General features: G+C 68.9%; 23 protein-coding genes and 1 pseudogene. 17 read left to right on the top strand and 7 right to left on the bottom strand.

Features of this window, described 5'->3' with window-relative positions; all coding sequences use genetic code 11:
• The 11 genes from AC5Y2S_RS24140 to AC5Y2S_RS24190 are packed head-to-tail and all read left to right on the top strand — an operon-like array spanning nucleotide 1 to nucleotide 11,914.
• The gene (locus AC5Y2S_RS24140; protein WP_499958820.1) at nucleotides 1–1,329 is read left to right on the top strand and encodes an MCE family protein; all 1,329 of its coding nucleotides are present in this window, start codon (nucleotides 1–3) and stop codon (nucleotides 1,327–1,329) included.
• Nucleotides 1,326–2,366, top strand: coding sequence for a virulence factor Mce family protein (locus AC5Y2S_RS24145; RefSeq protein ID WP_499958822.1), 1,041 nt, complete (start codon nucleotides 1,326–1,328; stop codon nucleotides 2,364–2,366). The genes AC5Y2S_RS24140 and AC5Y2S_RS24145 overlap by 4 nt, the downstream gene beginning before the upstream one ends.
• Nucleotides 2,363–3,952 (top strand): virulence factor Mce family protein, encoded by a 1,590-nt coding sequence (locus AC5Y2S_RS24150; protein ID WP_499958824.1) that lies wholly within the window; start codon nucleotides 2,363–2,365, stop codon nucleotides 3,950–3,952. The genes AC5Y2S_RS24145 and AC5Y2S_RS24150 overlap by 4 nt, the downstream gene beginning before the upstream one ends.
• On the top strand, nucleotides 3,949–5,559 hold the full coding sequence (locus tag AC5Y2S_RS24155) for a virulence factor Mce family protein (protein WP_499958826.1): 1,611 nt from the start codon (nucleotides 3,949–3,951) through the stop codon (nucleotides 5,557–5,559). The genes AC5Y2S_RS24150 and AC5Y2S_RS24155 overlap by 4 nt, the downstream gene beginning before the upstream one ends.
• Nucleotides 5,556–6,728, top strand: a complete 1,173-nt coding sequence (locus AC5Y2S_RS24160; RefSeq protein ID WP_499958828.1) for a virulence factor Mce family protein — start codon at nucleotides 5,556–5,558, stop codon at nucleotides 6,726–6,728. The genes AC5Y2S_RS24155 and AC5Y2S_RS24160 overlap by 4 nt, the downstream gene beginning before the upstream one ends.
• Entirely contained in the window at nucleotides 6,722–8,272 is a 1,551-nt protein-coding gene (locus AC5Y2S_RS24165; RefSeq protein ID WP_499958830.1) for a virulence factor Mce family protein, read from the top strand. Before AC5Y2S_RS24160 ends, AC5Y2S_RS24165 begins: the two co-directional genes overlap by 7 nt.
• Complete coding sequence (locus AC5Y2S_RS24170; RefSeq protein WP_499958832.1) at nucleotides 8,242–9,018, top strand: Rv1363c family protein; 777 nt, start codon at nucleotides 8,242–8,244, stop codon at nucleotides 9,016–9,018. The genes AC5Y2S_RS24165 and AC5Y2S_RS24170 overlap by 31 nt, the downstream gene beginning before the upstream one ends.
• Entirely contained in the window at nucleotides 9,015–9,989 is a 975-nt protein-coding gene (locus AC5Y2S_RS24175; RefSeq protein WP_499958833.1) for an RDD family protein, read from the top strand. The genes AC5Y2S_RS24170 and AC5Y2S_RS24175 overlap by 4 nt, the downstream gene beginning before the upstream one ends.
• A complete protein-coding gene (locus AC5Y2S_RS24180; RefSeq protein ID WP_499958834.1) occupies nucleotides 9,986–10,540 on the top strand; it encodes an Rv1363c family protein in 555 nt (184 codons plus the stop codon). Before AC5Y2S_RS24175 ends, AC5Y2S_RS24180 begins: the two co-directional genes overlap by 4 nt.
• Entirely contained in the window at nucleotides 10,507–11,211 is a 705-nt protein-coding gene (locus AC5Y2S_RS24185) for a hypothetical protein (RefSeq protein ID WP_499958836.1), read from the top strand. Before AC5Y2S_RS24180 ends, AC5Y2S_RS24185 begins: the two co-directional genes overlap by 34 nt.
• A 19-nt stretch (nucleotides 11,212–11,230) precedes the next feature.
• A complete protein-coding gene (locus AC5Y2S_RS24190; RefSeq protein ID WP_499958837.1) occupies nucleotides 11,231–11,914 on the top strand; it encodes a YoaK family protein in 684 nt (227 codons plus the stop codon).
• Here AC5Y2S_RS24190 and AC5Y2S_RS24195 read toward each other — a convergent pair.
• The 4 genes from AC5Y2S_RS24195 to AC5Y2S_RS24210 all read right to left on the bottom strand — a co-directional run bounded on the left by AC5Y2S_RS24195 (nucleotide 11,911) and on the right by AC5Y2S_RS24210 (nucleotide 16,111).
• A complete protein-coding gene (locus AC5Y2S_RS24195) occupies nucleotides 11,911–13,020 on the bottom strand; it encodes a phosphodiester glycosidase family protein (RefSeq protein WP_499958995.1) in 1,110 nt (369 codons plus the stop codon). The two genes, AC5Y2S_RS24190 and AC5Y2S_RS24195, sit on opposite strands and share 4 nt — an antisense overlap.
• A 79-nt stretch (nucleotides 13,021–13,099) precedes the next feature.
• Nucleotides 13,100–14,515: a YhgE/Pip domain-containing protein gene (locus AC5Y2S_RS24200; RefSeq protein WP_499958839.1), complete on the bottom strand. Its 1,416-nt coding sequence runs from the start codon at nucleotides 14,513–14,515 to the stop codon at nucleotides 13,100–13,102.
• A gap of 47 nt (nucleotides 14,516–14,562) precedes the next feature.
• Nucleotides 14,563–15,288 carry a pirin family protein gene (locus AC5Y2S_RS24205; protein WP_499958840.1) on the bottom strand — a complete coding sequence of 242 codons (726 nt, stop codon included), beginning with the start codon at nucleotides 15,286–15,288 and terminating at the stop codon, nucleotides 14,563–14,565.
• Nucleotides 15,289–15,298: 10 nt separating this feature from the next.
• Entirely contained in the window at nucleotides 15,299–16,111 is an 813-nt protein-coding gene (locus AC5Y2S_RS24210; protein WP_499958997.1) for a MarR family transcriptional regulator, read from the bottom strand.
• A 105-nt stretch (nucleotides 16,112–16,216) separates the two neighbouring features.
• On the opposite strand from AC5Y2S_RS24210, the gene AC5Y2S_RS24215 reads away from it, so the two are divergent.
• Nucleotides 16,217–17,350 (top strand): NAD(P)H-dependent amine dehydrogenase family protein, encoded by a 1,134-nt coding sequence (locus AC5Y2S_RS24215; protein ID WP_499958841.1) that lies wholly within the window; start codon nucleotides 16,217–16,219, stop codon nucleotides 17,348–17,350.
• Here the strand turns inward: AC5Y2S_RS24215 and AC5Y2S_RS24220 are convergent.
• Nucleotides 17,327–18,238, bottom strand: a complete 912-nt coding sequence (locus AC5Y2S_RS24220; RefSeq protein ID WP_499958999.1) for a DMT family transporter — start codon at nucleotides 18,236–18,238, stop codon at nucleotides 17,327–17,329. The two genes, AC5Y2S_RS24215 and AC5Y2S_RS24220, sit on opposite strands and share 24 nt — an antisense overlap.
• A 172-nt stretch (nucleotides 18,239–18,410) precedes the next feature.
• Here AC5Y2S_RS24220 and AC5Y2S_RS24225 point away from each other — a divergent pair, with 172 nt between their 5' ends.
• Nucleotides 18,411–19,262 (top strand): LysR family transcriptional regulator, encoded by an 852-nt coding sequence (locus AC5Y2S_RS24225; protein ID WP_499958843.1) that lies wholly within the window; start codon nucleotides 18,411–18,413, stop codon nucleotides 19,260–19,262.
• Nucleotides 19,263–19,271: 9 nt separating this feature from the next.
• Here the strand turns inward: AC5Y2S_RS24225 and AC5Y2S_RS24230 are convergent, their stop codons facing one another.
• Both AC5Y2S_RS24230 and AC5Y2S_RS24235 read right to left on the bottom strand, forming a co-directional pair.
• Entirely contained in the window at nucleotides 19,272–20,684 is a 1,413-nt protein-coding gene (locus AC5Y2S_RS24230) for an alpha/beta hydrolase domain-containing protein (RefSeq protein ID WP_499958845.1), read from the bottom strand.
• Nucleotides 20,685–20,686: 2 nt separating this feature from the next.
• Nucleotides 20,687–21,793: pseudogene (locus AC5Y2S_RS24235) on the bottom strand (sigma-70 family RNA polymerase sigma factor).
• On the opposite strand from AC5Y2S_RS24235, the gene AC5Y2S_RS24240 reads away from it, so the two are divergent.
• From AC5Y2S_RS24240 to AC5Y2S_RS24255, 4 genes are read left to right on the top strand one after another with little or no spacing between them, the layout of a single operon-like run.
• Entirely contained in the window at nucleotides 21,744–22,580 is an 837-nt protein-coding gene (locus AC5Y2S_RS24240; protein ID WP_499958847.1) for an alpha/beta hydrolase, read from the top strand. The pseudogene AC5Y2S_RS24235 and the gene AC5Y2S_RS24240 sit on opposite strands and share 50 nt — an antisense overlap.
• Before the next feature lie 35 nt (nucleotides 22,581–22,615).
• Complete coding sequence (locus AC5Y2S_RS24245) at nucleotides 22,616–23,365, top strand: DUF2786 domain-containing protein (protein ID WP_499958848.1); 750 nt, start codon at nucleotides 22,616–22,618, stop codon at nucleotides 23,363–23,365.
• On the top strand, nucleotides 23,362–23,865 hold the full coding sequence (locus AC5Y2S_RS24250) for a TIGR04338 family metallohydrolase (RefSeq protein ID WP_499958849.1): 504 nt from the start codon (nucleotides 23,362–23,364) through the stop codon (nucleotides 23,863–23,865). The genes AC5Y2S_RS24245 and AC5Y2S_RS24250 overlap by 4 nt, the downstream gene beginning before the upstream one ends.
• Nucleotides 23,862–25,979 (top strand): glycoside hydrolase family 3 protein, encoded by a 2,118-nt coding sequence (locus AC5Y2S_RS24255; protein ID WP_499958851.1) that lies wholly within the window; start codon nucleotides 23,862–23,864, stop codon nucleotides 25,977–25,979. The genes AC5Y2S_RS24250 and AC5Y2S_RS24255 overlap by 4 nt, the downstream gene beginning before the upstream one ends.
• The last annotated feature ends 7 nt before the right edge of the window (nucleotides 25,980–25,986 follow it).

Below are 25,986 nucleotides of genomic sequence, written 5' to 3' on the forward strand. Positions count from 1 at the left end.
ATGACGTCACCCGCCGGAAAGATCAACGCGCCCCGCAACCCGCCATACAAGTTGGCCGGGGTCGCGCTGCTCGTCGCCGCGGCCGTGGCACTCGTCCTGGTGTACGGGCAGTTCCGTGGCGACTTCACCAAGAAGGAACACCTGACGATGGTGGCCGCCCGGGCCGGCCTGGTCATGGATCCCGGCTCCAAGGTCACCTACAACGGGGTGGAGATCGGCCGGGTGGCCAAGATCTCCGAGATCGTCAAGGACGGCAAGCCGGCGGCCAAGTTCAGCCTCGACGTGTACCCGAGATACCTGAACCTGATCCCGGCCAACGTCAACGCCGACATCAAGGCCACCACGGTGTTCGGCGGTAAGTACGTGTCGCTGACGACGCCGAAAAACCCGTCGGCGCAACGCATCTCACCGCAGACCGTGATCGACGCCCGGACTGTGACGACGGAGATCAACACGCTGTTCCAGACCATCACTGAGATCGCGCAGCAGGTCGACCCGGTGAAGCTGAACCTGACGCTGAGCGCCGCGGCCCAATCACTGACCGGGCTGGGCGACCGGTTCGGGCAGTCGATCGTCAATGCCAACGCGGTCCTCGACGACGTCAACCCGCAGCAGCCTCAGGTCCGGCACGACATCCAGGCGCTGGCGGCCCTGGGTGACACATACGCCAACGCCGCACCGGACCTCATCGACTTCCTCAACAACGCGGTCGTCACCTCGCGCACGATCAACGCGCAGCAGAAGGATCTGGACCAGGCGTTGTTGTCGGCGGCCGGGTTCGGCAACACCGGCGCCGACCTCTTCGAGAGGGGCGGGCCGTACCTGGCGCGCGGCGCCCAGGACCTGGTGCCCACGGCCCAGCTGCTGGACACCTACAGCCCCGAGCTGTTCTGCACCGTCCGCAACTACCACGACATCGAACCCACGGCCCGGACGTTCCTCGGCGGCAACGGCTACTCGCTGAACGCTCACACCGAGCTGCTGTCGGGCCTGGGGCTCACGCTGAACCCCCTCTCGTTGGCAACCACCCTCGTGCTCGGGGCGGCCACCATGGGAGTCGGAAACGTGGCCGCGCTGGCCGGGCTGGCCGGCGGGGCGCCCAATCCCTACATCTATCCGGAAAACCTGCCGCGGGTGAACGCGCGCGGCGGACCGGGCGGCGCACCGGGTTGCTGGCAGCACATCACCCATGACCTGTGGCCCGCCCCCGAGTTGGTGATGGATAGCGGCAACAGCCTCGCGCCGTATAACCACCTCGAGGTCGGTTCGCCCTACGCGATCGAGTACGTGTGGGGCCGTCAGGTAGGGGATAACACGATCAACCCATGAAAATCACCGGTACCCTCGTCCGACTCGGCATCTTCTCACTGGTGCTGCTGCTGTTCACTGTCATGATCGTCGTGGTGTTCGGCCAGATGCGCTTCGACCGCACGAATGGGTACTCGGCGGAATTCACCAACGTCAGCGGACTGCGGCAGGGCCAATTCGTCCGCGCCTCGGGCGTGGAGATCGGCAAGGTCGACTCGGTAGAGCTGGTCGACGGCGGCCGGCGGGCCCGGGTGAAATTCAACGTCGACCGCTCGATCCCGCTGTATCAGTCGACCACCGCGCAGATCCGCTACCTCGACCTGATCGGTAACCGGTACCTGGAGCTCAAGCGCGGCGAGGGCGAGGGCGCCGACAAGGTTCTGCCGCCGGGCGGCTTCATCCCCGTGTCGCGGACGTCGCCGGCCCTTGACCTCGACGCGCTCATCGGTGGCTTCAAGCCGCTGTTCCGGGCGTTGGACCCGCAAAAGGTCAACACAATCGCCACCGCGCTGGTCACCGTGTTTCAGGGTCAGGGCGGCACCATCAACGACATCCTGGATCAGACCGCGCAGCTGACCAACCAGCTCGGCGAGCGCGACCAGGCGATCGGCGAGGTGATCAAGAACCTCAACATCGTGCTGGACACCACGGTTCGGCATCGCCAGCAGTTCGATCAGACGGTCAACAACCTGGAGGTCCTGATCACCGGGCTGAAGGGCCACGCCGACCAGCTGGCCGGCGGGACCGCGCACATCAGCAACGCCGCCGGGACGGTGGCCGACCTGCTGGCCGAGGACCGCGGGCTGCTTCACGGCACCATCAACTACCTCGACGCCGTCCAGCAGCCGCTCATCGATCAGCGCGAGCAGCTGAACGACTTCATCCACAAGGTGCCGACCGCGTTGAACATGATCGGGCGAACCATCGGTTCCTACGGCGACTTCGTCAACTTCTACGCCTGCGACATCACCCTCAAGCTCAACGGGCTGCAGGGCGGTGGCCCGGTCCGCACGGTCCGGCTCTTCCAACAGCCGACGGGTAGGTGCACGCCGCAATGAGAACGCTGGAACCCCCCAACCGAGTGCGCATCGGCCTGATGGGCATCCTCGTGACGCTGCTCGTCATCGGGGTCGGTCAAAGCTTCACGAGTGTGCCCATGCTGATGGCCAAGCCGCACTACTTCGGGCAGTTCAGTGACACCGGCGGCATCAGCAAGGGCGACAAGGTGCGCATCGCCGGCATGGACGTCGGCAAGATCGAGGGCCTCGACATCGAGGGCGACCACGTCCTCGTCAAGTTCAACATCGGCACCGAAAGCATCGGCACCGAGAGCCGGCTGGCCGTCAAGACCGACACCATCCTGGGCAAGAAGGTCCTCGAGATCGAGAACCGGGGCAACCAGCGGTTGCGGCCCGGCGCCGCGTTGCCGATCGGCCAGAGCACCACGCCGTATCAGATCTACGACGCGTTCTTCGACGTGACCAAGGCCGCCCAGGGTTGGGACATCGACACGGTCAAGCAGTCGCTGCACGTGCTGTCGGAGACGATCGATCAGACCTATCCGCACCTGAGCTCCGCGCTCGATGGCGTGGCCAAGTTCTCCGACACAATCGGCAAGCGCGACGAGGAGGTCAAACACCTTCTTGCGCAGGCCAATCAGGTGGCCAGCATCCTCGGTGACCGCAGCGACCAGGTCGACCGGCTGCTGGTCAACGCGAAGGTGCTGCTGGCCGCCTTCAACGAGCGCGGCCAGGCCATCAACGCGTTGCTGAGCAACATCGCCGCGTTCTCTCAACAGATCAAGGGCTTCATTAACGACAACCCCAACCTGAACCACGTGCTGGAACAGTTGCGCACCGTCAGCGACATCCTGGTCCAGCGCAAGGACGACCTGGCCGCCGGTTTCACCGAGGTCGGCAAGTTCCTCCCGTCGTTGAACGAGGCGATCGCGTCGGGACCGTACTTCAAAGTCGTCCTGCACAACCTGGCGCTGCCTCAGATTCTCCAGCCATGGGTAGACGCGGCGTTCAAGAAGCGGGGCATCGACCCGGAGAACTTCTGGCGCAGCGCGGGTCTGCCGGAATTCCGGTGGCCCGACCCCAACGGCACGCGGCTGCCCAACGGCGCGCCGCCGCCGGCGCCGCCGGTGCTGGAGGGCACGCCGGATCATCCGGGACCGGCCGTCCCGCCCGGGTCGCCGTGCTCGTACACGCCGGCAAACCCCGGTGGCAACGTCACCGTCGGCGACGAGGGCCTGCCGCGGCCGTGGAACCCGTTGCCCTGCGCGGGCGCGACCGTCGGCCCGTTCGGCGGCCCCGGCTTCCCGGCGCCCGTCGACGTCGCGACGTCGCCGCCGAACCCCGACGGCCTGCCGCCCACCCCGGGCATCAACATCGCGGGGCGGCCGGGCGACCCGCCGCCGAACGTTCCGGGCACGCCGGTGCCCCTGCCGACTCAGGCTCCGCCGGGTGCCCGCACCGAGAACCTGGGACCGGCCGGCCCGACGCCGCCCCCGTCGACGTTCGCGCCGGGCCTGCCGCCAGGTCCGCCGGCGCCGCCCGGGCCGGGCAACCAGCTGCCGGCGCCGTTCATCAACCCCGGCGGCACGGGAGGTAGCGGCGTCACTGGAGGTAGCCAGAATTGAGCACCATCTTTGATGTCCGCAACATCCGGGTGCCGAAGCTGTCCCGGACATCGGTGATCATCGGATCGCTGGTGATCGTGCTGGCCCTGGTCCTCGGGTACGCCGGCTGGCGGCTCTACCAGAAGCTGACCAACAACACCGTCGTCGCCTACTTCCCGGCGGCGAACGCGCTCTACCCCGGCGACAAGGTGCAGATCATGGGGCTGCGGGTCGGCGCGATCGACAAGATCGAGCCGGCCGGCGACAAGATGAAGGTCACCTTCCACTACCAGAACAAGTACAAGGTGCCGGCCAGCGCGTCGGCGGTGATCCTCAACCCCACCCTGGTGGCCTCGCGCGCCATCCAGCTGGAGCCGCCCTACAAGGGCGGCCCGGTGCTCGCCGACAACGCGGTGATCCCCGAGGACCGCACTCAGGTGCCGGTGGAGTGGGACACCCTGCGCAACAGCATCACCAACATCATCTCCAAGCTCGGCCCAACGCCCGAGCAGCCGAAGGGCCCGTTCGGTGAGGTCATCGAGTCCTACGCGAACGGGCTGGCCGGCAAGGGCAAGCAGATCAACAACACGCTGAACAGCCTGTCGCAGGCGCTGACCGCGCTCAATGAGGGGCGCGGCGACTTCTTCGCGGTGGTGCGCAGCCTGGCGCTGTTCGTCAACGCGCTGCATGCCGACGATCAGCAGTTCGTCGCGCTGAACCAGAACCTGGCGGATGTCACCGGTCGGCTCGCCAGCTCCGACGGCGCCCTGGCCGACGCGACACAGCAGTTCGACAGCCTGCTTTCCACCCTGCGGCCCTGGCTCGACCAGAACCGCGAGGTGCTGACCCACGACGTCAACAACCTGGCGACCGCGACGAATGCACTGCTGCAACCCGATCCGCTGAACGGGCTGGAGACCGCCCTGCACGTCCTGCCGACGGCCGCGGCGAACATCAACCAGATCTATCACCCGACGCACGGATCTGTTGTCGCCATCCCGTCGATCACCTTCGCCAACCCGATGCAGTTCATCTGCAGCTCGATTCAGGCCGGCAGCCGGCTGGGATACCAGGAGTCCGCCGAACTCTGCGCGCAATACCTGGCGCCGATCCTCGACGCGATCAAGTTCAACTACCTGCCCTTCGGCTTGAACACGGGCAACACCGCCGAGACGCTGCCCAAGGACATCGCCTATTCCGAGCCGCGGCTGCAGCCGCCCAACGGGTACAAGGACACCACCGTCCCGGGGATCTGGGTGCCGGATGGGCCGTTGTCGCACCGCAACACCCAGCACGGCTGGATCGTCGCGCCGGGCATGCAGGGCCAGCAGGTGGGGCCGATCACGTCGGGCCTGATGACCCCCGACTCGCTGGCCGAGCTGATGGGTGGCCCGAACATCGAGCCCGTGCAGTCGACCCTGCAGACCCCGCCGGGTCCGCCGAACGCCTACGACCAAAACCCGATCCTGCCGCCGATCGGTCTGAATGCTCCGGTGCCGATCCAGCCGCCGCCGCCGGGGCCGGACGTGGCACCGGGCCCGGTAGCTCCGACGCCCGCGCCGGTGGGGGCGCCTGCGCCCAACGCGGGCGGGCCGCCAATTCCGGCTAACTTCGGGGGTGGCCAGTGACTGCGACGCGGCTAATCCGCCTGATTCGCCATCGGGCCTGGCAGGCGCTGGTGTTCCTGGTGGCCGCGCTGGTGCTGAGCTCGTGCGGTTGGCGCGGCATCTCCAACGTGGCGATCCCGGGCGGCCCGGGCACTGGCGGCGGGTCCTACACCCTCTACGTCCAGATGCCGGACACGCTCGCCATCAATGGCAACAGCAAGGTGATGGTCGCCGACGTCTTCGTAGGCTCGATCAGGGCCATCAACCTGAAGAACTGGGTGGCGACGCTGACGCTTGGCGTCGACAAGGGCGTCAAGCTGCCGAAGAACGCCACCGCCAAGATCGGCCAGACCTCGCTGCTGGGTTCGCAGCACGTGGAGCTGGCCGCCCCGCCCAACCCGTCGCCGGAGCTGCTCAAGGACGGCGACACCATCCCGCTGAAGAACTCGACGGCGTTTCCGACCACTGAGCAGACGCTGGCCAGCCTGTCGCTGATCCTGCGCGGTGGCGGCATCCCCAACCTCGAGGTGCTGCAGAACGAGGTCTTCAACATCTTCAACGGGCGGGGGAACCAGATACGGGCCTTCTTGGGCAAGCTGGACACCTTCGTCACCCAGGTCAACCAGCAGCGCGATGACATCACCCACGCCATCGACTCCACCAACCGGCTGTTGGTGTACGTCGGCGGCCGGGCGGACGTGCTGGATCGGGCGTTGACCGACATCCCGCCGTTGATCAAGCATTTCGCCGACACCAAGCAGTTGCTGATCAACGCCGTCGACTCGGTGGGACGGCTCAGCCAGGCCGCCGACCAGTACCTGTCGGAGGCGCGCGGGCCCCTGCACCAGGACTTGCAATACCTGCAATGCCCGTTGAGAGAGCTCGGCCAGGCGTCGCCGTACCTGATCGGGGCGCTGAAGTTGATCCTGACGCAGCCCTACGACATCGACACCATTCCGAAGCTGATGCGCGGCGACTACCAGAACGTCTCGCTGACGCTCGACGTGACCTACAGCTCGATCGATAACGCGTTCCTCACCGGTACCGGATTGTCGGGAGCGTTGCGGGCGCTCGAGCAGTCGTACGGGCGTGACCCCGAGACGATGATCCCGGACGTCCGCTACACGCCGAACCCCAACAACGCGCCGGGCGGACCGCTCGTGGAGAGGGCGGACACTAGCCAATGCTGACCCCCTTCATCAGACGCCAGCTGATCGCCTTCGGGATCCTGACCGTGATCTCAATCCTGGTGCTGGGCATCTACTACCTGCAGATTCCGAGCCTGGTGGGCGTCGGGCGGTACACGCTCAAGGCCGACCTGCCCGCGTCGGGCGGGCTATACCCGACGGCCAACGTGACCTACCGCGGCATCACCATCGGCAAGGTCACCGACGTCGAGCCCACCGAAACGGGTGCCAAGGCGACGATGAGCATCGACAGCCGCTACAAGATCCCGGTCGACGCGGTCGCCAACGTGCACTCGGTGTCCGCGGTCGGTGAGCAGTACCTCGACCTGGTGTCGACCGGGAATCCCGGCAAGGACTTCGCCGACGGCCAGACCATCACCAAGGGCACGGTGCCGGCCGAGATCGGCCCCGCGCTGGACACCGCGAACCGAGGCCTGGCGGTGTTGCCGAAGGAAAAGATCGGCCAGCTGCTTGACGAGACGGCGCAATCCGTCGGCGGGTTGGGCCCCGCCCTGCAGCGGTTGGTCGACTCCACCCAGGCGATCGTCGGCGACTTCAAGACGAACATCACCAACGTCAACGACATCATCCAGAACTCCGGGCCGATCCTGGACAGCCAGGTCAATTCCAACGCCGCCATCGAGCGCTGGGCCCGCAACCTGAACAACCTGTCCGCGCAGGCCGCGCGGGAGGACAGTCACGTGCGCAGCGTGCTGCGCCAGGCGGCGCCGACCGCCGATCAGGTCAATGAGGTGTTCAACGACGTCCGCGACTCCCTGCCGCAGACGCTGGCGAACCTGGAGGTTGTGTTCGACCTGCTCAAGCGTTACCACACCGGCGTGGAGCAGGTGCTGGTCTTCCTGCCGCAGGGCGCCTCGATCGCGCAGACGGTCGCCGCGCCGTTCCCGAACCAGGCCGCACTCGACCTCGCGCCGTCGATCAACCAACCGCCGCCGTGCCTGACCGGCTTCGTCCCGGCATCGGAGTGGCGATCCCCGGCGGACACCAGCCTGGTGCCTTTGCCGTCCGGCACGTACTGCAAGATCCCGATGGACCAACCGGCCAACAGCGTGCGCGGATCACGCAACATTCCGTGTACCGACATCCCCGGCAAGCGGGCGGCCACGCCGCGGGAGTGCCGCGACCCCAGGCCATACGTTCCGGCGGGTACCAACCCCTGGTATGGCGACCCCAACCAGATCCTGACCTGCCCGGCGCCCGCGGCGCGCTGCGACCAATCGGTGCGGCCGGGCATGGTGATCCCGGCGCCCACGGTCGACACCGGCCAGAACCCGGCCCCGTCGGATCGGGTTGCTGGGACGCCGCCACCGACCAGCGACCCGTTGTCGCGGCCGGGAAGCGGCACGGTGCAGTGCAACGGCCAACAGCCCAACCCATGTGTCTACACTCCGAGCGGGCCCCCCGTTGCCATGTACAGTCCGCAGAGCGGTGAGCTGGTGGGGCCGGATGGGGTGAAATACTCCGTCGAGAACTCGAGCAAAACAGGAGACGACGGATGGAAGGAGATGCTGGCTCCGGCCGGCTGAACCCCCCACCCATGCCGAGGTTTCGTCGACTGCGCAAGCCCTCCCAGAGATCAAGTCCGAAGAGCCATCAGGAGCCGGCGGCTGCTGAGGACGAGACGACGACACAGCTGACGGACGAGGAATCGCCCGAAACCGAAGCCGAGGCGATCGGCCCCGCGGCACCCGAGGCCGAACCCGAGCCCGAGGCCGAGCCCGTCGCCGAAACGGAAGCCGAAACCGAGGCCGTCACCCCGGACGCCGAGCGCCGTCCCTCGCGCCTTGGGCGCGGATGGCTGTCCGGCATCGCCGCCGCGCTCGTGCTGCTCGCCGCCGGCCTCGGGGCCGGTGGCTACTTCGCGCTGCGCTATCACCACGAGAGCCAGGTCATCGCGCGCAACGACGCGGCCGCGCTCAAGGCGGCGGTGGATTGTGTGTCGGCGACCCAGGCGCCCGACACCAACGCCATGGCCCAGAGTGAACAGAAGATCATCGAGTGCGGCACGGATGCATTCCGCTCCCAGGCGCTGCTGTACACCAACATGATCGTGCAGGCCTACCAGGCCGCGAACGTCCACGTTCAGGTGGCCGATGTGCGGGCGGCGGTGGAGCGCAACAACGACGACGGTTCGGTCGACGTGCTCGTCGCGATGCGCGTCAAGGTGGCCAGCGATCAGTCGCAAAAGGAAACCGGGTACCGGCTGCGGGTGAAGATGGCATTCGCCGAAGGGCAGTACCGGATTTCCAAGCTCGACCAGGTGACGAAGTGACGGTGGTGGTCGAAAAGAACCCGACCACTGCGGCGCTACCGGAGTCACCGCGGGATGCCTTGGCCCCCTGGCAGCTTCGTGCGGGCGCGTTCGTCGTGGACGTCGTTCCGTGCGTCGCCGTGGCGGTGACCATGGCATTGGTCGCCTGGACCGTGGATCAGCATGCGGTTTGGTGGTGGGTCTGCGTCTCGGTCGCCGGGCTCGCCATCCTGGCGATGTTGGTCAACCGGTTGCTGCTGCCGACCATCACGGGCTGGAGCCTGGGACGCGGCCTGTTCGGCGTCGGGGTGGTGCGCCGCGACGGCGCCGCCATCGGGCCGTGGGGACTGCTGCTGCGAGAGCTGGCCCACCTGCTTGACACGGTGTCGGTGGTGGGATGGCTTTGGCCGCTATGGGATTCGCGGCGCCGTACGTTCGCCGACATGCTGCTGGGCACCGAAGCGCGCCGGGTCGAATACGACGAGGTTCAGCCCAAGTTGCGGCGCTGGACCGCGGCGGCGGTGCTGACCGCGGTGCTGGTGTGTGTCGGCGGCACCGCCGTCAGCTACCTGGTGGTGTACTCCCGCGACCGGGCGAGCGATCAAACCAGGGCCGAGATCGCAACGCAAGGGCCCAAGATCGTGGCACAGATGTTGACGTACGACCCAAAGTCGTTGCGCGACGACTTCGCTCGCGCTAGGTCGCTGGCGACCGACAAATACCGGAGTCAGCTGGCGGCGCAGCAGGACGTGGTCCAGAAGGGCAATCCCGTCATCAACGAGTACTGGTCCACCGACGGGTCGGTCCAATCCGCCACGCCGGACCGGGCGACGATGCTGTTGTTCCTGCAGGGCAGGCGGGGGGTGGGACCCGAGGAACGCCCGATCAGCGCAACCGTTCGGGTGGAATTCGCCAAAGGCGCGGACCAACATTGGCTCGTCGACGATCTCACCGTACTGACCAGGCCGAAACCGCCGGGGAACGGAAAATGAGCCCCCGCCGCAAGTTTGAGCCCGGCGAGGAATCGCTGCTGATCGCGCGCCCGGTGCCGCCGGGGCGGCCGTGGTGGCAGCCGGCTGCGGGCGCGGTCGCCGCGGTGCTGATGGTCGCGGCGATCGCCGCATGCAGCCTGATGCTGATCGCGCATCAGGCGCGCGTGCGCGCGGCCGCCAAGGAGCGCCAGGTGCTCAGCTACGTGTCGGGGTTCATGGCGCAGTTCACCTCCATCGATCCGTATCACGCCAACGATTACGTGACCCGGGTAATGGCCCAAGCCACCGGTGATTTCGCCAAGCAGTACCACGAGAAGGCGAACGAAATCCTGCTTCAGGTGGCCCGGGCCGAGCCCGCAACCGGGACCGTCCTCGGTGCGGGCCTGGAGCGGTGGAACGACGACGGCACCGCCACCGTGATGGTGGCCACCGACGTGACCTCCAAGTCGCCGGATGAAAAGCAGGTATTCGACAACACCAATCGTTGGATGGCAACCGTCACGCAGGAAGGGAATCAGTGGAAGATCAGCAGCCTGATACAGGTGATCTGACCGCCGACGCGGCAACGACGGAAGACGCCACGGGCGAGGCCGACGAAACCGCCGATGCGACAACCGAATTCGCCGAGACCGCAGCTGCCGAAGAGGCCGACGAGGCCGGCGACGGCGCGACGGGCGCCAAGGCAAAGCGCCCACGGCGCAAGATTTTGGCCGGCAAGCGGCTCGCCATCGCCATCGCGGTGGCCGCGGTGCTGTTCGTCGGCTCCGCCGCGTTCGCGGGTGCGGCGGTGCAGCCATACCTGACCGATCGCGCCACTGCCGCAACGAAGTTGAAGGTGGCCGGCACCGCGGCCAACGCGATCACGGCGCTGTGGACCTACACCCCGGAGAACATGGACGGCCTCGCCGATCGCGCGGCGGCCTACCTCAGCGGCGACTTCGAGGCCCAGTACCGCAAGTTCGTCGACGCGATCGTGGGGCCGAACAAGCAGGCCAAGGTGACCAACAACACCGAAGTGACCGGCGCCGCGGTCGAGTCGCTGGACGACCCGAACGCCGTCGTCATCGTGTACACCAACACCACGTCCACCAGCCCGCTGACCAAGAACATCCCGTCGCTGAAATACCTCTCCTATCGGTTGTTCATGAAACGCACCAACGGCCGCTGGCTCGTGACGAGGATGACGACCATCACCTCGCTGGACCTGACGCCGCACGTATAGCGCGGATCCCAAGTCACCCATGGCCGTTGCGTCGCCGGTCTCCGAGCGCTCGACCGTCGCGGCGCTGTTGTTGCTGACGTTCGCCACCGGCCTCGCGGACGCGATCAGCATCCTGGTACTCGGTCACGTCTTCGTGGCGAACATGACCGGCAACGTGATCTTCCTCGGCTTCTGGCTGGCCCCGAGAACCAGCATCGACCTGACGGCGGTCGTGGTGGCGTTGCCCACCTTCGTCTGCACCACGATCGTCAGCGGCCGGCTGGCAAGGCATTTCGATCGGCGGACGCGGTCGTGGATCAGCACGGTGCTGGCAACCGAAATCGTGTTGTTGGTGGCCTTGTCGATTCTGGCCGGCGCCGGCGTGCTGCACTACCACGACAACACCAAGCTGATCATGATCGGCCTGCTCGCGGTCACCTTCGGTCTGCAGCACTCGAGCGCGCGCCAGTTCGGGATCCAGGAACTCTCCACCACGGTGCTGACGTCCACCATCGTCAGCCTCGGCTTGGACAGCCATCTGGCCGGCGGGACGGGTGAGCGCGAAAAGCTGCGCTTCAGTGTCGTTTTCACGATGTGCGCGGGCGCCCTGCTGGGCGCGACGATGTCGCGATTCGTCGTCGCCCCGGTGTTCGCGGTCACCGCCGCGGTGGTGGCGACCAGCCTGCTGATCTTCCGCTTCGGCCCGAAGCCCAGCGACGGTTAGTTGAAGGCCAGCCAGCTGGGCAGCGCGCGCTCGTGGGAGTCACAGAGCACCTCGCGGGTGTCGCACGATCCCCTCGGAGACCCGGCGCCGGCCCACATGCCGCCGGTGTCACGGCGCAGCACGATCGCCGACGAGCCGCCGCCGTCCAGCAGGACCGCGGTGTCGCTGCCCAAACCGCGGAACAGGTCCTGGATGTTGTCCGGCGTGTAGCTGCCGCCCTCGAAGATGTACATCTCGTCCCGCTGCTTCACGTAGGCGAGGGCCGTTCGCGCCGCGCTGGGCCCGCCGTCGTTCAGCTGCCCGGTCTTGCCGGGGGACAGCAGGCCGATTCCCGACACCGCGACGAACCGCTGGTTGCGGTTCAGCAGGTCGGCGACCACCGGGGTGGCGACGTCGTAGTCCTGGGGGTTCTTGGCGCGCAACACATACGGCGCGCCACCCGACGGCAGGATCATCGTCGACAGGGCGCTCCAGCTCTCGCCGCCCCCGGAGAGGCCCTGCTTGCCGGGGTACGCGACGGTGCCGGTGACCGCTTGGTTCGCCCGGCCCTGGCCGTGCGTGTTGTCGACGAACGCGCCCAGCGGTGAGCTGCAGCCGGTCTGGCGCCAGGAGCCACCCTTCTGCGGTCGGATGTCAAAGAAGTTGGCGTTGATCGCGATCGTCGGCTGCCCCATCCGCTGCCACGCCTGCAGCGGCGCGTACACCTCCGAGGCCTGCCACAATCCCTCGCCGGTGCGCGCCCCGGGGTTGTTCTCGCAGCGGGCCTGATCACCCTGGTGGCTGTCCACCAGCAGGTGTGGCGCGAGCCGCCCCGAGGCGTTCTTGATGACCATCAGGTGCCCGCCGTTGTTCATCTCGTACCAGCTGCCGCCGGCGTTGAGCATCGGCGTGGGGTGGCCGGGGCCGAAGTTGTAGACCAGGTACGAGCCCTTGGTGGTCTCGATGGCGCCGGCGAGCAGGTCGCGGCCGTCTGCGGCGCGGGCGACGGGCTGCCCCGTGGTGCTGGCCAGCACCGCGCACGCCACCACGGCGGTGCAGCAGGCCGCCAGCCGGCGCAAGCTGGCGAGGGGCGTCAGCACGATGGACCTTTCGGCACTGATGGCTATGCAACATAAATAGCATCAGTCACACCAGTCACACTGTCAATTTCGATAACGAACGCGTGACGCTTGGGACGCACTCGAATTACGCTTGTTCGCTTGGACTTTCGATCTCGGCGGCCGGCTCCTCGGCCGGGGTCTCGGCGGGGTTCGCGCCGGGGTTCTCGCGCTTGTTCACGCGCGCCTGGTACTGCGCCTGGTGCTCGGCCGCGATGGCCATCTCGACCGCCCCCTGGATCCGGTGAAAGCCCTTGCGGTCGTAGAGGTGCGTGACGATCCCGCCCAGCAGCAGGCCGATGAACAGGCCGATGCCCGTCAACCACAACGCCTGGGACAGACCGGCATCGGCGCGCCCGTTGAGATAGACCAGCGACCGGACGCCGAGGAACACCTGGTGCATCGGCTCGAACTCGGCCAGCCACCGGAAGAACGGCGGCGTGGCCTCCAGCGGGACGGTGGCGCCCGCCGACGGCAGCCCCAGGATCACGAAGATCAGCATGCTGACCAGCAGGCCCATCGAACCCAGCACCGACAGTATGGAACTCGACGTGACGCCCACCGCGACGATCGCGAACACGCCGTAAGCCCACAGTTCCCAGCCGAGCGGGATGGGCATGCCCAGCCCGTGCGCGATGGCCAGGTATGCCGCCGACGTGAGCAGCGCCAGCAGGGTCATGATGGCCCACTTGAGCTGCAGCGTCTGGAATCGCGAGATCTTGACCTGCTCGGCGAAGCGATACACCGGGCCCCATTCCGCCGGCACGTACCCGAGCAGCGCGTCCACCAGTGTGCTGACCACGACGCTGCCGGTAAAGCCCGCCAGCAGCAGCAACAGCGCGAAATAGAACGCCGACAGCCCGTTGCCGGTGCCGTTCGGCAGCGCGTTGTAGACGCCGGTCTTGACGTCGATCGGGCTGGCGAGTCCGAGCGCCGACGCGCCGGTCAGCGGCGCACCCCCGGTCTCGGCCGCGACGTCGGCGGTAAGTCGTTGGCCCACTTTGCCGTTGGCGACGGCCACCGCCTGCGTCAGCGTCTGCCCGGCGATGCTGGCGCCGAGGGTGCCGGCGCGCGGGTTGGTGGAGATGGTGACCGAGGGCCGCGTCACCCGGCCCGGCGCGACCGCACCGGCCCCGAACTCATGAAGATTGGACGAGAAGGTCGGCGGAATGACCAGCTCCCCGTAGACCTGGGCGGTGTCCAGCAGTCGCTGCGCCTCGTCGTGGGAAACCACCCGGACGTCGAACTTGTTCTTGTCCAACCCCGCAACCAGCCCGTCGGTGATCTGCGCGCCGACCGGCCCGGCATCCTCGTTCACCACGGCGATCGGGAAATGACGCAGGTTCGTCATCGGGTTCAGGATGCCCCCGAGGTACAACGCACACAGCGCCGACATCAGCGCCAGCGTGACGACGACGGGTAGCGCCCAGAACCGCACCGTCCGAACTGCCTTGATGTTCCGCTTGGGGTTGGGCGCCGCGTGCCGCGGCTGCGATTGAGACATGCGGGCTCCTGTCTGTCGTGCCCACTCTAAGTGGTCCCCGGGTGCCCTCAAACTCCCAACGCCGCGCGCATCTCCCAGATCAGCAGCTCGGCCGGCTCGCTCGCCGTCACCCGGGGCGCCTCGGCGTCGGTGAACCGGACCGCGTCACCCTGCTCGAGGTCGCCGATTTCCGCAGCGGCGACCCCGCCGCGCGCGACGAATAGATGCAGGTAGGGGGCCTGCGGTAGGTCCACCGAGGCGCCCGGTTCCAGCCGCGCGCAGTGCAGCGCGGCGTTGCGGTTGTGCACAGTGATGGCCGCCTCATTACCGGGGATGCCTGAGGCGATGGTCACAAGTCCGGCGCTCAACAGCTCCGAATCGATCTCGTGCTGTTGGTAGCTCGGGTCGATGCCGGGCTCGTCGGGAACCACCCACATCTGCACGAAATGCACTGGCTCGGTGCGGGAATCGTTCTTCTCCGAGTGCAGGATGCCACTGCCCGCCGACATGCGTTGGGCCAGGCCGGGATAGATGATGCCCTGGTTGCCCGCGGAATCCCGATGGGTCAGCTCGCCGCTCAGCACCCACGTAACGATCTCCATGTCCCGGTGCGGGTGGGTGTCGAATCCCGTTCCCGGCTCGACGATGTCGTCGTTGTTGACCAGCAGCAGGCCGTGGTGCGTGTTGTCGGGATCGTAGTGGTCGCCGAACGAGAACGAATGCCGCGATTTCAGCCAGGGTGTCGCGGTGAGGGCCCGGTCGGCCGCGCGCCGGATGTCGACGGTTGCGGGCATGGGCTCCAGCCTAGGCCAAGATTTCCTGCGCGCGCCGCAGCGCGGCCTCCAGCGCCTCCAGCGTCAGCCCGGCCGGGCGGCCCAGGTGGATCTCGATCTGGTACTCCGGCTGGTGGTCCCGGCCGAAGATCGGCAGCACGACGAATTCGGTTGACTCCAAGTCGGTTTCGAGTGTGTCGGCGACGGATCGCAGCGTCACCATGGTCATCAGCGTGGTGAGCTGGCGCGTCACCTGCGCGGTCGGTTCCAGCGAGGCCAGCACGTCGGCCAGCCGGTGGTGCAGCGACCGGTGGGTGTCGTCGAACCGCCACGCGCCGTAGCCGCGGGCGCGGATGTCGGCCAGCACCCGTCGATGCTGGGCCACCTCGGTGCGCGTGAGTCGGGGCGTGACTCGGTGCAGCCACGCGTCGACGAAATCGTCGTCGCGCCAGGCCATGGCGACGAGCCCGAAGGGCGGGTCGATGGGGAAGCGCTGCCCGACGGCGTGCTCGCCGTCGGTGCCGTGGCCGACAGTGTCGACGGTGGTGAGGTGGCGCTCACCGATCCTCGACAGCGAGCAGCCCGCCCCGAGCGCGTCGTGCAGGTAGCGCAGCGCGTCCCGCCCGCGGTCCAGCAGGGGGAACTGCGTCCGCAGCCCGTGCACCAGGCCAAACAGGCCGCTGCCCAGCACGTAGCGGCGGTCCGGGTGCCGCGCCACCCAGGCGCGCCGTTCCAGCTCGGCGAGCACCAGGGCGCAGGTCGAGGTGCTGATCCGGCACGCCTTCGCCAGCTCGGCCGACGTGCGCCCGTTCGGGGAATCCGCCAGGGCGCCAAGCACATCCATCACGCGGGCGGTGGGCGGCGATTTGGCGGTTGACTCACCCACGCGCGCCTCCTTACCATCCGTCCAAAATCTAAGAATAAGCGTCCTAATAATAGGAGGTATCTGGTGTTGAAGGTGGGGGTCTGGGGGCCGGGTTCGATGGGCGTCGTCGCCCTGCGCGGGGTGATCGACCACCCGGAGCTGGAGCTGGTCGACGTCGTCGTGCACAGCGAAGCCAAGGCTGGCCGCGACGCCGGCGAGCTGTGCGGCGCGGCGCCGGTGGGGGTGGTCGCAACCCGGGATCCGGCCCCGATGCTGGCCGGCGATGCGGACGCGGTGGTGTATGCCGCCGGCGCCAACCTGCGGCCGTTGGAGGCTGTCGAGGACATGGCGTCGATCCTGCGGGCCGGGAAGAACGTGGTGTCGTGTTCGGTGGTGCCGCTGGTGTATCCCGACGGCGTGGACCGTGCGTTCACCGATCCGTTGCGCCGGGCCGCGCTCGATGGCGGTGTGTCGTTCTTCACCACCGGGATCGACACCGGGTTCGCCAACGACGTCCTACCGCTGGCGCTTTCGGGGGTATCGCGGGTGATCGAGTCGGTGCGGGTGACGGAGATGTTCAACTACGCGACCTACCCGGACCGGGCCGCGGTCTACGAGATCCTCGGGTTCGGCAAGCCACCGGAGTACCAGGCCCTCGCGGCGACGCCGGGGGTCTTCACCTTCGGGTGGGGTCCGGTGCTGCACCAGCTGGCCGCGGGGCTCGGCGTCAAGATCGACCGCGTCGAGGAGAACAACGAACGCGTCGCCGCGACCGAGTCGTTCGACACGCCCACCGGCCACATCGCGGCGGGAACCATCGCGGCGATGCGCTCCACGCTGACCGGATACGTCGGCGAGACGGCGACGTTCGTGGTCGATCACGTGACGCGGATGCGCGACGACGTCGCCCCGGACTGGCCGCAGCCGAACATCCGCATCCCGCCGAAGGACCTCGGCTACGGGCCGGCGTCCGGCCGCGGCCTCTACCGCGTCGAGATCGAGGGCTCCCCCGCCATGCGCTGCGAATTCGAGATGGCCGAGGACGGCGACCACGACCTCGGCGCGCGCGTCGCAGGCGCGTCGCGGATGGTCAACGCCATCCCCGCGGTGTGTGCGGCCCGGCCCGGACTGCTGTCCGCGCTGGACCTGCCGCTGATCACCGGCGCCGGCCTGGTTCGCCCGGTGCCGGGCCCGTCACCGGACAGCCGCCTCTTCTAGGACCGGCCGCGCAAACACGGCGGGCGCCGCATCGCGCCGGCGGGACGTCTTGCTGTTGAGCCAGCACGCGAGGCCGCCGGCGAGCAGACCGATCGCGACACCGACGTCCGGGCGCTGCCCGAGCATCAGCCAGGACAGCACCGCGGCGACCGCGGGAATGACGGCGAACAGCATCGCCACCGCTGCCGCCCCGTGCAGGCTGATCGCCCGCAGGTAGATGCTGACCGCCAGCGTGGCGTTGAGCAGCACCATGCCGGTGACCGCGACGGCGGCCCGGGCCGCGTCGTGCACCGCGAAGGGCGTGAGGAGCGCCAGCGCCGTCGCGGGAATCAGCGCCACGGCGTTCTGCACCGCGCTCATCGCGCGGAAGTCGACGCCGGCGCAATACCGTTGCTGGTACACGCCGCCGGCCGAAAGGCCAAGCAGCGCAACCACCAGCAGCGCGATGACCGGGTCGACGCCGTGCGTGCCGAGCAACCTCTTGGCGCACGCGGCGAGCACCGCGACGACCCCGAACGCCAGGGCGACCACCCGCCGCGAGCCGAGCCGTTCGCGCAGGAACATCGCGGCCAGGATCGTCGTGGTGACCGGATTCATCGCGACGACCACCGCACAGAGCACCGCCGGCGCGCCGAGCAGGAGCGCCTCATACAGGCAGCAGAACTGCACGGCCTGGATCAGCAGACCCGCGACGACGACGTGCCCGAACTGCGCCCCCCGCGGCCATGCCGCCCTGGCCAGCGCGGCCCAGCACGCCAGAATGATTGCGGCCGAACCGAATCGCAGCACCAACACGGCCATCGGGGTCATCGCGCCGACCGCGAGCGCTCCAATGGGATAACCGATCGCGTAGGTGAGGGTGACCGCCGAGGCGGTGGTCAACGGCATGCGCGGCAGGTCCATGCCCCCATGGTCGTCGACGCCGACCCATGCCGTCCAACGATTATTAGCGATCGGAATCGATCACGAAAACTTATCGGATGTCCTTCAGGCATACCGATTTATGGTGGATCACCGCGATAGATTGATCATTCTTACTGATCGGACTAGCATTCGCCGCATGGCGCAGGTCCTCGATATCGCACCGCTGCGCAGCCTCGTCGCGGTCGCCGACTGTGGCGGATTTCACCGGGCCGCCGCCGCGCTGCACCTGAGTCAGTCCGCCGTCAGTCAGCATCTGCGCAAGGTGGAGAGCGTGGTGGGCGGGCCGGTGGTCGAACGCTCCGGCCGGGGTGTCTTGTTCACCGAAGTCGGACAGAAGGTGCTGGGGCACGCCCGCGCGATCCTGGCCGCGCACGACGCGGCGCTGGACGACCTCGGCGCCACCGAACACCGGCTGCTGACGGTCGGGGCCACCGAACACGGCGCGGACGTCATGCTGCCCGCCCTCACCAGCGTCCTGCGCGAGCGGCTTCCCGACCGGCGGCCACGGTTCCGGCTCGACCGCAACGTCTCCCTGGCGGACGCCCTCGACCGGGGGCTGCTGGACCTGGCGATCATGCTCGACGGGTCGGGCCTGGATCGCGCCAATGCGTCGGGAGTCGTACAGCTGAGGTGGGTTTCGGCGCGGACGTTCGCCGCGCGTCGGGGCGACCCGCTGCCATTGGTGATCTTCGCCGAGCCCTGCACGTTGCGCGAGCCGGCCTTCTCGATCCTCGAAAAACACGGCGTCCCTTACGAGATCGCCGCCGAATGCGGTGACCTGTCGGGCCTTTACGCGGCGGTGCGCTCGGGTCTCGGGTTGGCGTTGCTGCCGATGATCGGCAAGCTCCCCGACGGCCTATGCCCGGCCGAGGGGCTGCCGCCGGCCAACTGCGCCACGGTTCTGGTACGCGGCCGCGCCGGCATAGACCCGGACCTGCTCAGCGCCGCCGATGCCGCGGTGCGCGACGTGCTGGCCGCCGAAAACTGAACGCGCCCTTTAGCTTTGGGGGTACACGGCGGCGGCCAGCTCAAGAATCTCGGCGCGGTCGGCGGGCAGGATGAACCCCGAGGCGATCGCCGCGTCGAGCGCCGCGGTGAAGCCGTCCAGGTACTGCTCGGTGCCGCCCGGGTAGAGCCGGTCCACGGTCGCCGCGTCGAACGGTTCGCCGGCGCCGAAGATCGCCGCCATGATGCTTTCGGCTTCGGCTCCCGAGCCGATCAGGCCGGACGTCCGGGCGATCGGCACGTCGACCCACGGGGTCCGGACGCCGCCCCGGGCCAGGCCGTGGTGATCGAGAACGGGCCGGGGCAGCTCGCCGTGGTGGACCTCGATCGGTGGGGCGGTGGGCGCCGGTTCGCCGGTGCTGACCCAGGTATGCAGCGCGGCGAGCGCTGCCTGCACGACGTAGTGGTGCTGCGGGGCGAAGTTGATGTAGTGCTCCAGCTGCTGGCCCATCAGCGTGTTCGTCGGCGCGTAGGCGGCCACGATGGCATCGAGCGGCGCGGAGCCGTCGTCGATCGGCGCCACCTGGATCGTGTAGTTGTCGGCGTGCGCCGCGCCGGCGATCTCCCAGACGCGCAGCCGGTGGCCGTCGGGCTGCCTGGCGAAGTAGTAGCCTTCCCGCGGGCCGCCGAACAGGTCGGTCTCGGTGATGATCGTGATGAGCGGGACGCGTAGGTCGGCGCGGAACGTGACCGCGTCGGGCACGTCGAGTTGTGATTCGTCGAAGATGGAAACGCCGTCCAGCGGCGCGGCCGACCCGAACCGGGAATGCACCAGAAAACCGTCGTAGCTTTGGGCGAGCGGATCGACGGCGTTGACGTAGGTCGTCAGGAACATCGCCGACTGCGACTCGCCCACGGCGACCACGTGGCGCACCGGCAGATCGCCGAGTATGCCGTCACGGACGAGTGCCCCCATCTGGGAAAAGATGTCGTAGGAATACTCGTCGCCCGGGTGGCCCAGCGCGGCGTAGCGCGCCGGGTCCTGGCTCTTCAGCGACATGTCGAAGCCGAGCAGGTTGGCGCCGCCGCCGTCCACCCCGACCTTTTGGGCCGAGACCGCGACGTAGGCGTAGCCCGCGCGAAGGATCTCGCGATGCGCCATCATCCACACCGCCGGGGCGTCGATGCCGCCGCTCACGTTGAGCCATTCCACCAGCACCGTCCCGTTGAACCGGGCCGGGTCGGTTGGGGTGAGCGCCACGATGCGCGTGGTGTATTCCGCGGTGTCCCTGGGCGTTACGCTCCACCCGCCGTCAGGGCCCAGCGCGGTGGTGGGCGCGTAGGAGGTGGCCGCTCCGGAGACGAACAATTCCTCGGCGGCGTAGCCCAGGGCGGCGATGTCGAAACCGCCCAGCAACAGCAGCGGCCGCCCGGGCGCGGGTGTGACGAGCGGGGGATTCGGCATCGTCACACGGTAGCGGGCAGCCCGAATTTCTCGAAGAGGGTGCCGTCGAGGAACGCCACCACCCGCGACACCCGGCCGTCGCTGATGTCGAGGACATGCAGTTGAAACGGCACGTGCACGTCACCCGCGCGCATGTACATCGCCGCGCCGGGTTGGCCGTTGGCGACAACGGGCAGCAGGCGCATGTCGCCGGGATGTTCGGCCGGGCACTGCTGGTGGATGAGCGTGATGATGTCCCGGGGGCCGCGGTACCAGCCGACGTACGGCGGCATCTCCCAGATCGCCTCGGCGGTGAACAGCTCTACCAGCCGGTCGATGTCGTAGGCCTCGAACGCCGCGATGTAGCGGTCCAGCAGGTCCTGGGCCTCGGCCGAATCGGGCGGCGTCAACCGGTCGGTGGAGCTGGGCGCGACGGCCTCGAGCTGGGTGCGGGCCCGCTGCAGCAGGCTGTTGACGGCGGTCGTGGTGGTGCCGATCGCCTCGGCCACCTCGGCGGCCTTCCACTGCAGCACGTCGCGCAACAGCAACACCGCGCGCTGCCGGGGTGAAAGGTGTTGCAGCGCAGCGACGAACGCCAATCGCACCGACTCGCGTGACCCGACGATGACCGACGGGTCCGCCGGGTCCTCCGTCAGCTCCGGCAGCGGCTCCAGCCACGGCACCTCCTGGCGTTCCACCAGCTCCGCGGTCGGGTCCGAGCTGGGCGCCCCCAGCCCCGTCGGCAACGGCCGGCGCTGCCGGCCCTCCAGCGCGGTCAGGCAGGTGTTGGTGGCGATGCGATGCAGCCAGGTCCGCATCGACGACTTGCCCTCGAAACGGTCATAGGCCTTCCAGGCCCGCAGCAGGGTCTCCTGCACCAGATCCTCGGCGTCGTGCAGCGACCCGGTCATCCGGTAGCAGTGCGCCAGCAGTTCGCGACGGTACGGCTCGGCGTCGGTCGAGAAGTCCCCGCCGACCCCGGGGCCGCCCTGAGAATTTTCGGTGAGCAGCTTCACACTGAACGAGCCTACGCAGTGTCTCCGACACCGGCTCGACCCCGAGCCACTACGCTGCCCGGTAATGACAACTCGCGCTGAACGGACCTTCGACGGCCTCGGCGGCGTGCGCATCGTCTACGACGTCTGGACGCCGGAGGCCGCGCCCCGGGCGGTGGTGGTGCTGTCCCACGGCCTCGGCGAGTACGCCCGCCGCTACGACCACGTCGCGCAGTGCTTCGGCGCCGCCGGCCTGGTCACCTACGCCCTGGACCACCGGGGCCACGGCCGCTCCGGCGGCAAGCGGATGCTGGTGCGGGACATTTCCGAGTACACGACCGATTTCGACACCCTGGTCGGCATGGCCACGCGGGAGCATCCCGGCCTCAAGTGCATCGTGCTCGGTCACAGCATGGGCGGCGGGATCGTGTTCGCCTACGGCGTCGAACGCCCGGACAACTACGACATGATGGTGCTGTCGGCCCCGGCGGTGGCGGCCCAGGAGCTGGTTTCCCCGTTGATGATCCTGGCCGCCAAGGTGCTCGGCGTCGTCGTGCCCGGCCTTCCCGTCCAGGAACTCGACGTCGACGCGATTTCGCGGGATCCCGCGGTGGTGGCGGCCTACAACTCCGACCCGCTGGTGTACCACGGCAAGGTGCCGGCCGGCGTCGGGCGCGCGCTGCTGGAGGTCGGTCAGACCATGCCGCAGCGCGCACCGGCGTTGACGGCGCCGCTGCTGGTGGTGCACGGCTTCGACGACCGGCTGATCCCCGTCGACGGCAGCCGCCGTCTGGTCGAATGCGTGGGCTCCACCGACGTCGAGTTGAAGGTCTACCCCGGCCTGTACCACGAGGTCTTCAACGAGCCGGAGCGCGACCAGGTGCTCGGCGACGTGGTCTCCTGGATCACCAAACGGCTGTAGGCGACGTGTCGTCTCGCTGCGCTAGTTTGGCGCACATGACAGACGACAAGATGCTGGCCCGCATCGCGGCGCTGCTGCGTCAGGCCGAGGGCACGGACAACGCGCACGAGGCGGACGCCTTCATGACCGCCGCGCAACGGCTGGCGACGGCGGCCTCCATCGACCTGGCGGTGGCGCGCTCGCACGCCGCCAAGCGCTCGCCGGTGCAGGCCCCGACGCAGCGGACCATCACCATCGGCGCGGCCGGCACCCGGGGGCTGCGGACTTATGTGCAGCTTTTCGTGGTGATCGCCCTGGCCAACGACGTGCGCTGCGACGTGGCGTCGAACTCGACGTTCGTCTACGCGTACGGGTTCGCCGAGGACATCGACGCGACCCACGCCCTCTACGCCAGCCTGGTCGTCCAGATGGTGCGGGCGTCGGACGCCTACCTGGCGTCCGGCGCGCACCGCCCCACGCCGACGATCACTGCCCGCCTCAACTTTCAGCTCGCGTTCGGCGCGCGCGTCGGCCAGCGCCTGGCCGAGGCCCGCGAGGAGGCCACGCGCGAGGCCACCAGGGACCGCCGCCGGCCGCCCGGCACCGCGATCGCCTTGCGCGACAAGGAACTCGAGCTGCGCGACTTTTACCGCGGCGCGTCGAAGGCGCGCGGCACCTATCAGGTCAGCCGCGCGACCGCGGGGTACTCGTCGGCGGCGCGCCGGGCGGGGGACCGGGCCGGCCGGCGGGCGCGGCTCGGCAACAGCCCCGAACTGCCCGGCGCCCGGAGCGCATTGCGCCAGTGACTCGTGGGGCTCGCGATTCGCAGCGCGCCAAGGTTTATGCGGCCGAGGACTTCGTCCGCACGCTGTTCGACCGCGCCGCCGAGCACGGGTCGCCCTCCGTCGAGTTCTTCGGCACCCGGCTGACGCTGCCGCCCGAGGGGAGATTCGGGTCGGTCGCCTCCGTCCAGCGCTACGTCGACGAGGTGCTCGCGCTGCCGTCGGTGCGGCGGCGCTGGCCCGACGCGTCGCCGCTGCGGGTGCGCTCGCGGCGGGCCGCCACCGCGGCGCACTACGAAAACCGTGACGGCGCAGGCACCATCGCGGTTCCCGACCGCGACACCGCCGACTGGGCGCTGCGCGAGCTGGTGGTGCTGCACGAGGTCGCGCATCACCTGTGCCGGGCCGAGCCGGCGCACGGCCCGGAATTTGTCGCGACCATCTGCGAGTTGGCGGAGCTGGTGATGGGACCCGAGCTGGGGCACGTGCTGCGGGTCGTCTACGCGAAAGAGGGTGTGCGGTGAGCGATCCCGACGTTCGCGCGCGCGAGGTCGAGGCCCAGATGACCGACGACGAGCGGTTCTCGCTGATCGTCGGGGTGATGGGCGCGGGCGAGCTGTGGCCGCTGCGCGACGAACGTATCCCGCCGGGCGTCCCGATGAGCGCCGGGTACGCGCCCGGCGTCCCGCGGCTCGGGGTCCCCGCGCTGCTGATGAGCGACGCCGGCCTCGGCGTCACCAACCCCGGCTACCGCCCCGGCGACACCGCCACCGCGCTGCCGGCCGGCCTGGCGCTGGCCGCCGGCTTCGACCCGGCGCAGGCCCGCGCCGCCGGCGCCGTGATCGGCCGGGAGGCGCGCAGCCGCGGGTTCAACGTGCAGCTGGCGGGCGCGATGAACCTGGCGCGCGACCCGCGCAACGGCCGCAATTTCGAATACCTTTCCGAGGACCCACTTTTGACGGGGACGCTCGCGGCCGAGTCGGTCAACGGGATCCAGGAGCAGGGCGTGATTTCGACGGTCAAGCACTTCTCGCTGAACTGCAACGAGACCAACCGGCACTGGCTGAACGCGGTCATCGATCCCGCCGCGCACCGCGAATCCGACCTGCTGGCCTTCGAGATCGCCGTCGAGCGCTCCTCGCCCGGGGCCGTGATGGCGGCCTACAACAAGGTCAACGGCGACTACGCCGCCGCCAACGACGCTCTGATCAACCAGGTGCTGAAAGGCGCCTGGGGATACCGCGGTTGGGTCATGTCCGACTGGGGCGGCACGCCCACCTGGGAATGCGCGCTGGCCGGCCTCGACCAGGAGTGCGGCGCGCAGATCGACGCGCTGCTGTGGCAATCGGAGGCGTTCGGGGAGGGGTTGCGGGCCGCCCACGCCGACGGGAGGCTGCCTGCCGAGCGCCTGTCGGACATGGTCCGGCGGATCCTGCGGTCGATGTTCGCGGTCGGAATCGAGCGGCGCGGGTCCGCGCCGGAGCCGGATATGAACGCGCACAACGACATCGCGTTGCGGATCGCGCGGCAGGGGATCGTGCTGCTGGCCAACGGCGGCGTGCTGCCCATCGCGCCCGAGTCCACCGCGCGCATCGCCGTCATCGGCGGATACTCGCAGCTGGGCGTCGCGGCTGGCTACGGTTCGAGCGCCGTCGTGCCGCCGGGCGGCTACGCCGGCGTGATCCCGATCGGGGGCCCGGGCCTGGAGGCCGGGTTACGCAACCTCTACCTGCTCCCGTCGAGCCCGCTGAACGAGCTGCGCAGCCGACTTCCGCGCGCGCAGATCGATTTCGATCCCGGCGTCAGCCCCGCGGAGGCCGCGCGGGCCGCGCGGCGGGCCGACATCGCGATCGTCTTCGCCGTCCGCGCCGAAGGTGAGGGCTTCGACGGCGCCGACCTCTCGCTGCCCTGGGGCCAGGACGCGCTGATCGCCGCGGTGTCGGCCGCCAGCCCGAATACCGTCGTGGTACTTCAGACCGGCAACCCGGTGGCCATGCCGTGGCTAGATTCGGTGAACGCCATCGTGCAGGCCTGGTATCCGGGCCAGGCCGGCGGCCGGGCGATCGCGGAAGTCCTTGCCGGGCGGGTGAATCCGTCGGGCCGGTTGCCGATCACCTTCCCGGTGGACCTGAGCCAGACGCCGCGGCCGGAGCTGCCCGACCCGGATGCCCCGTGGGGGACGCCGACGACGATCGACTACTTCGAAGGGGCCGACGTCGGCTACCGCTGGTTCGCCGGGAACGGCCTGACACCGATGTTCGCGTTCGGTCATGGCCTGTCCTACACCAGCTTCGAATACCGGGACCTGGTGGTGGCCGGCGGCGAAAGCGTCACCGCGAGTTTCACCGTGGCCAACGTCGGTGATCGCGCCGGGGCCGACGTCCCGCAGCTGTACCTGACCGCGGCGCCCGCCGGGCGATGCCTGCGGCTGCTGGGATTTGCGCGCCTGGAGCTCGAGCCGGGCGAAAGCCGCCGGGTCACCATCGAGGCCGATCCCCGCCTGCTCGCCCGCTACGACGGCGGCGCCCAAACCTGGCGCATCGAACCCGGGGGCCACGCGGTGGCCGTCGGCGCGTCGGCCACCGCCCTTCGGCTGCGGGCCGGGGTCGAGCTGGCCGGTCGCGCGTTCGGGCGCTGATCGCGGG

Source organism: Mycobacterium sp. NGS69 (assembly GCF_059812165.1).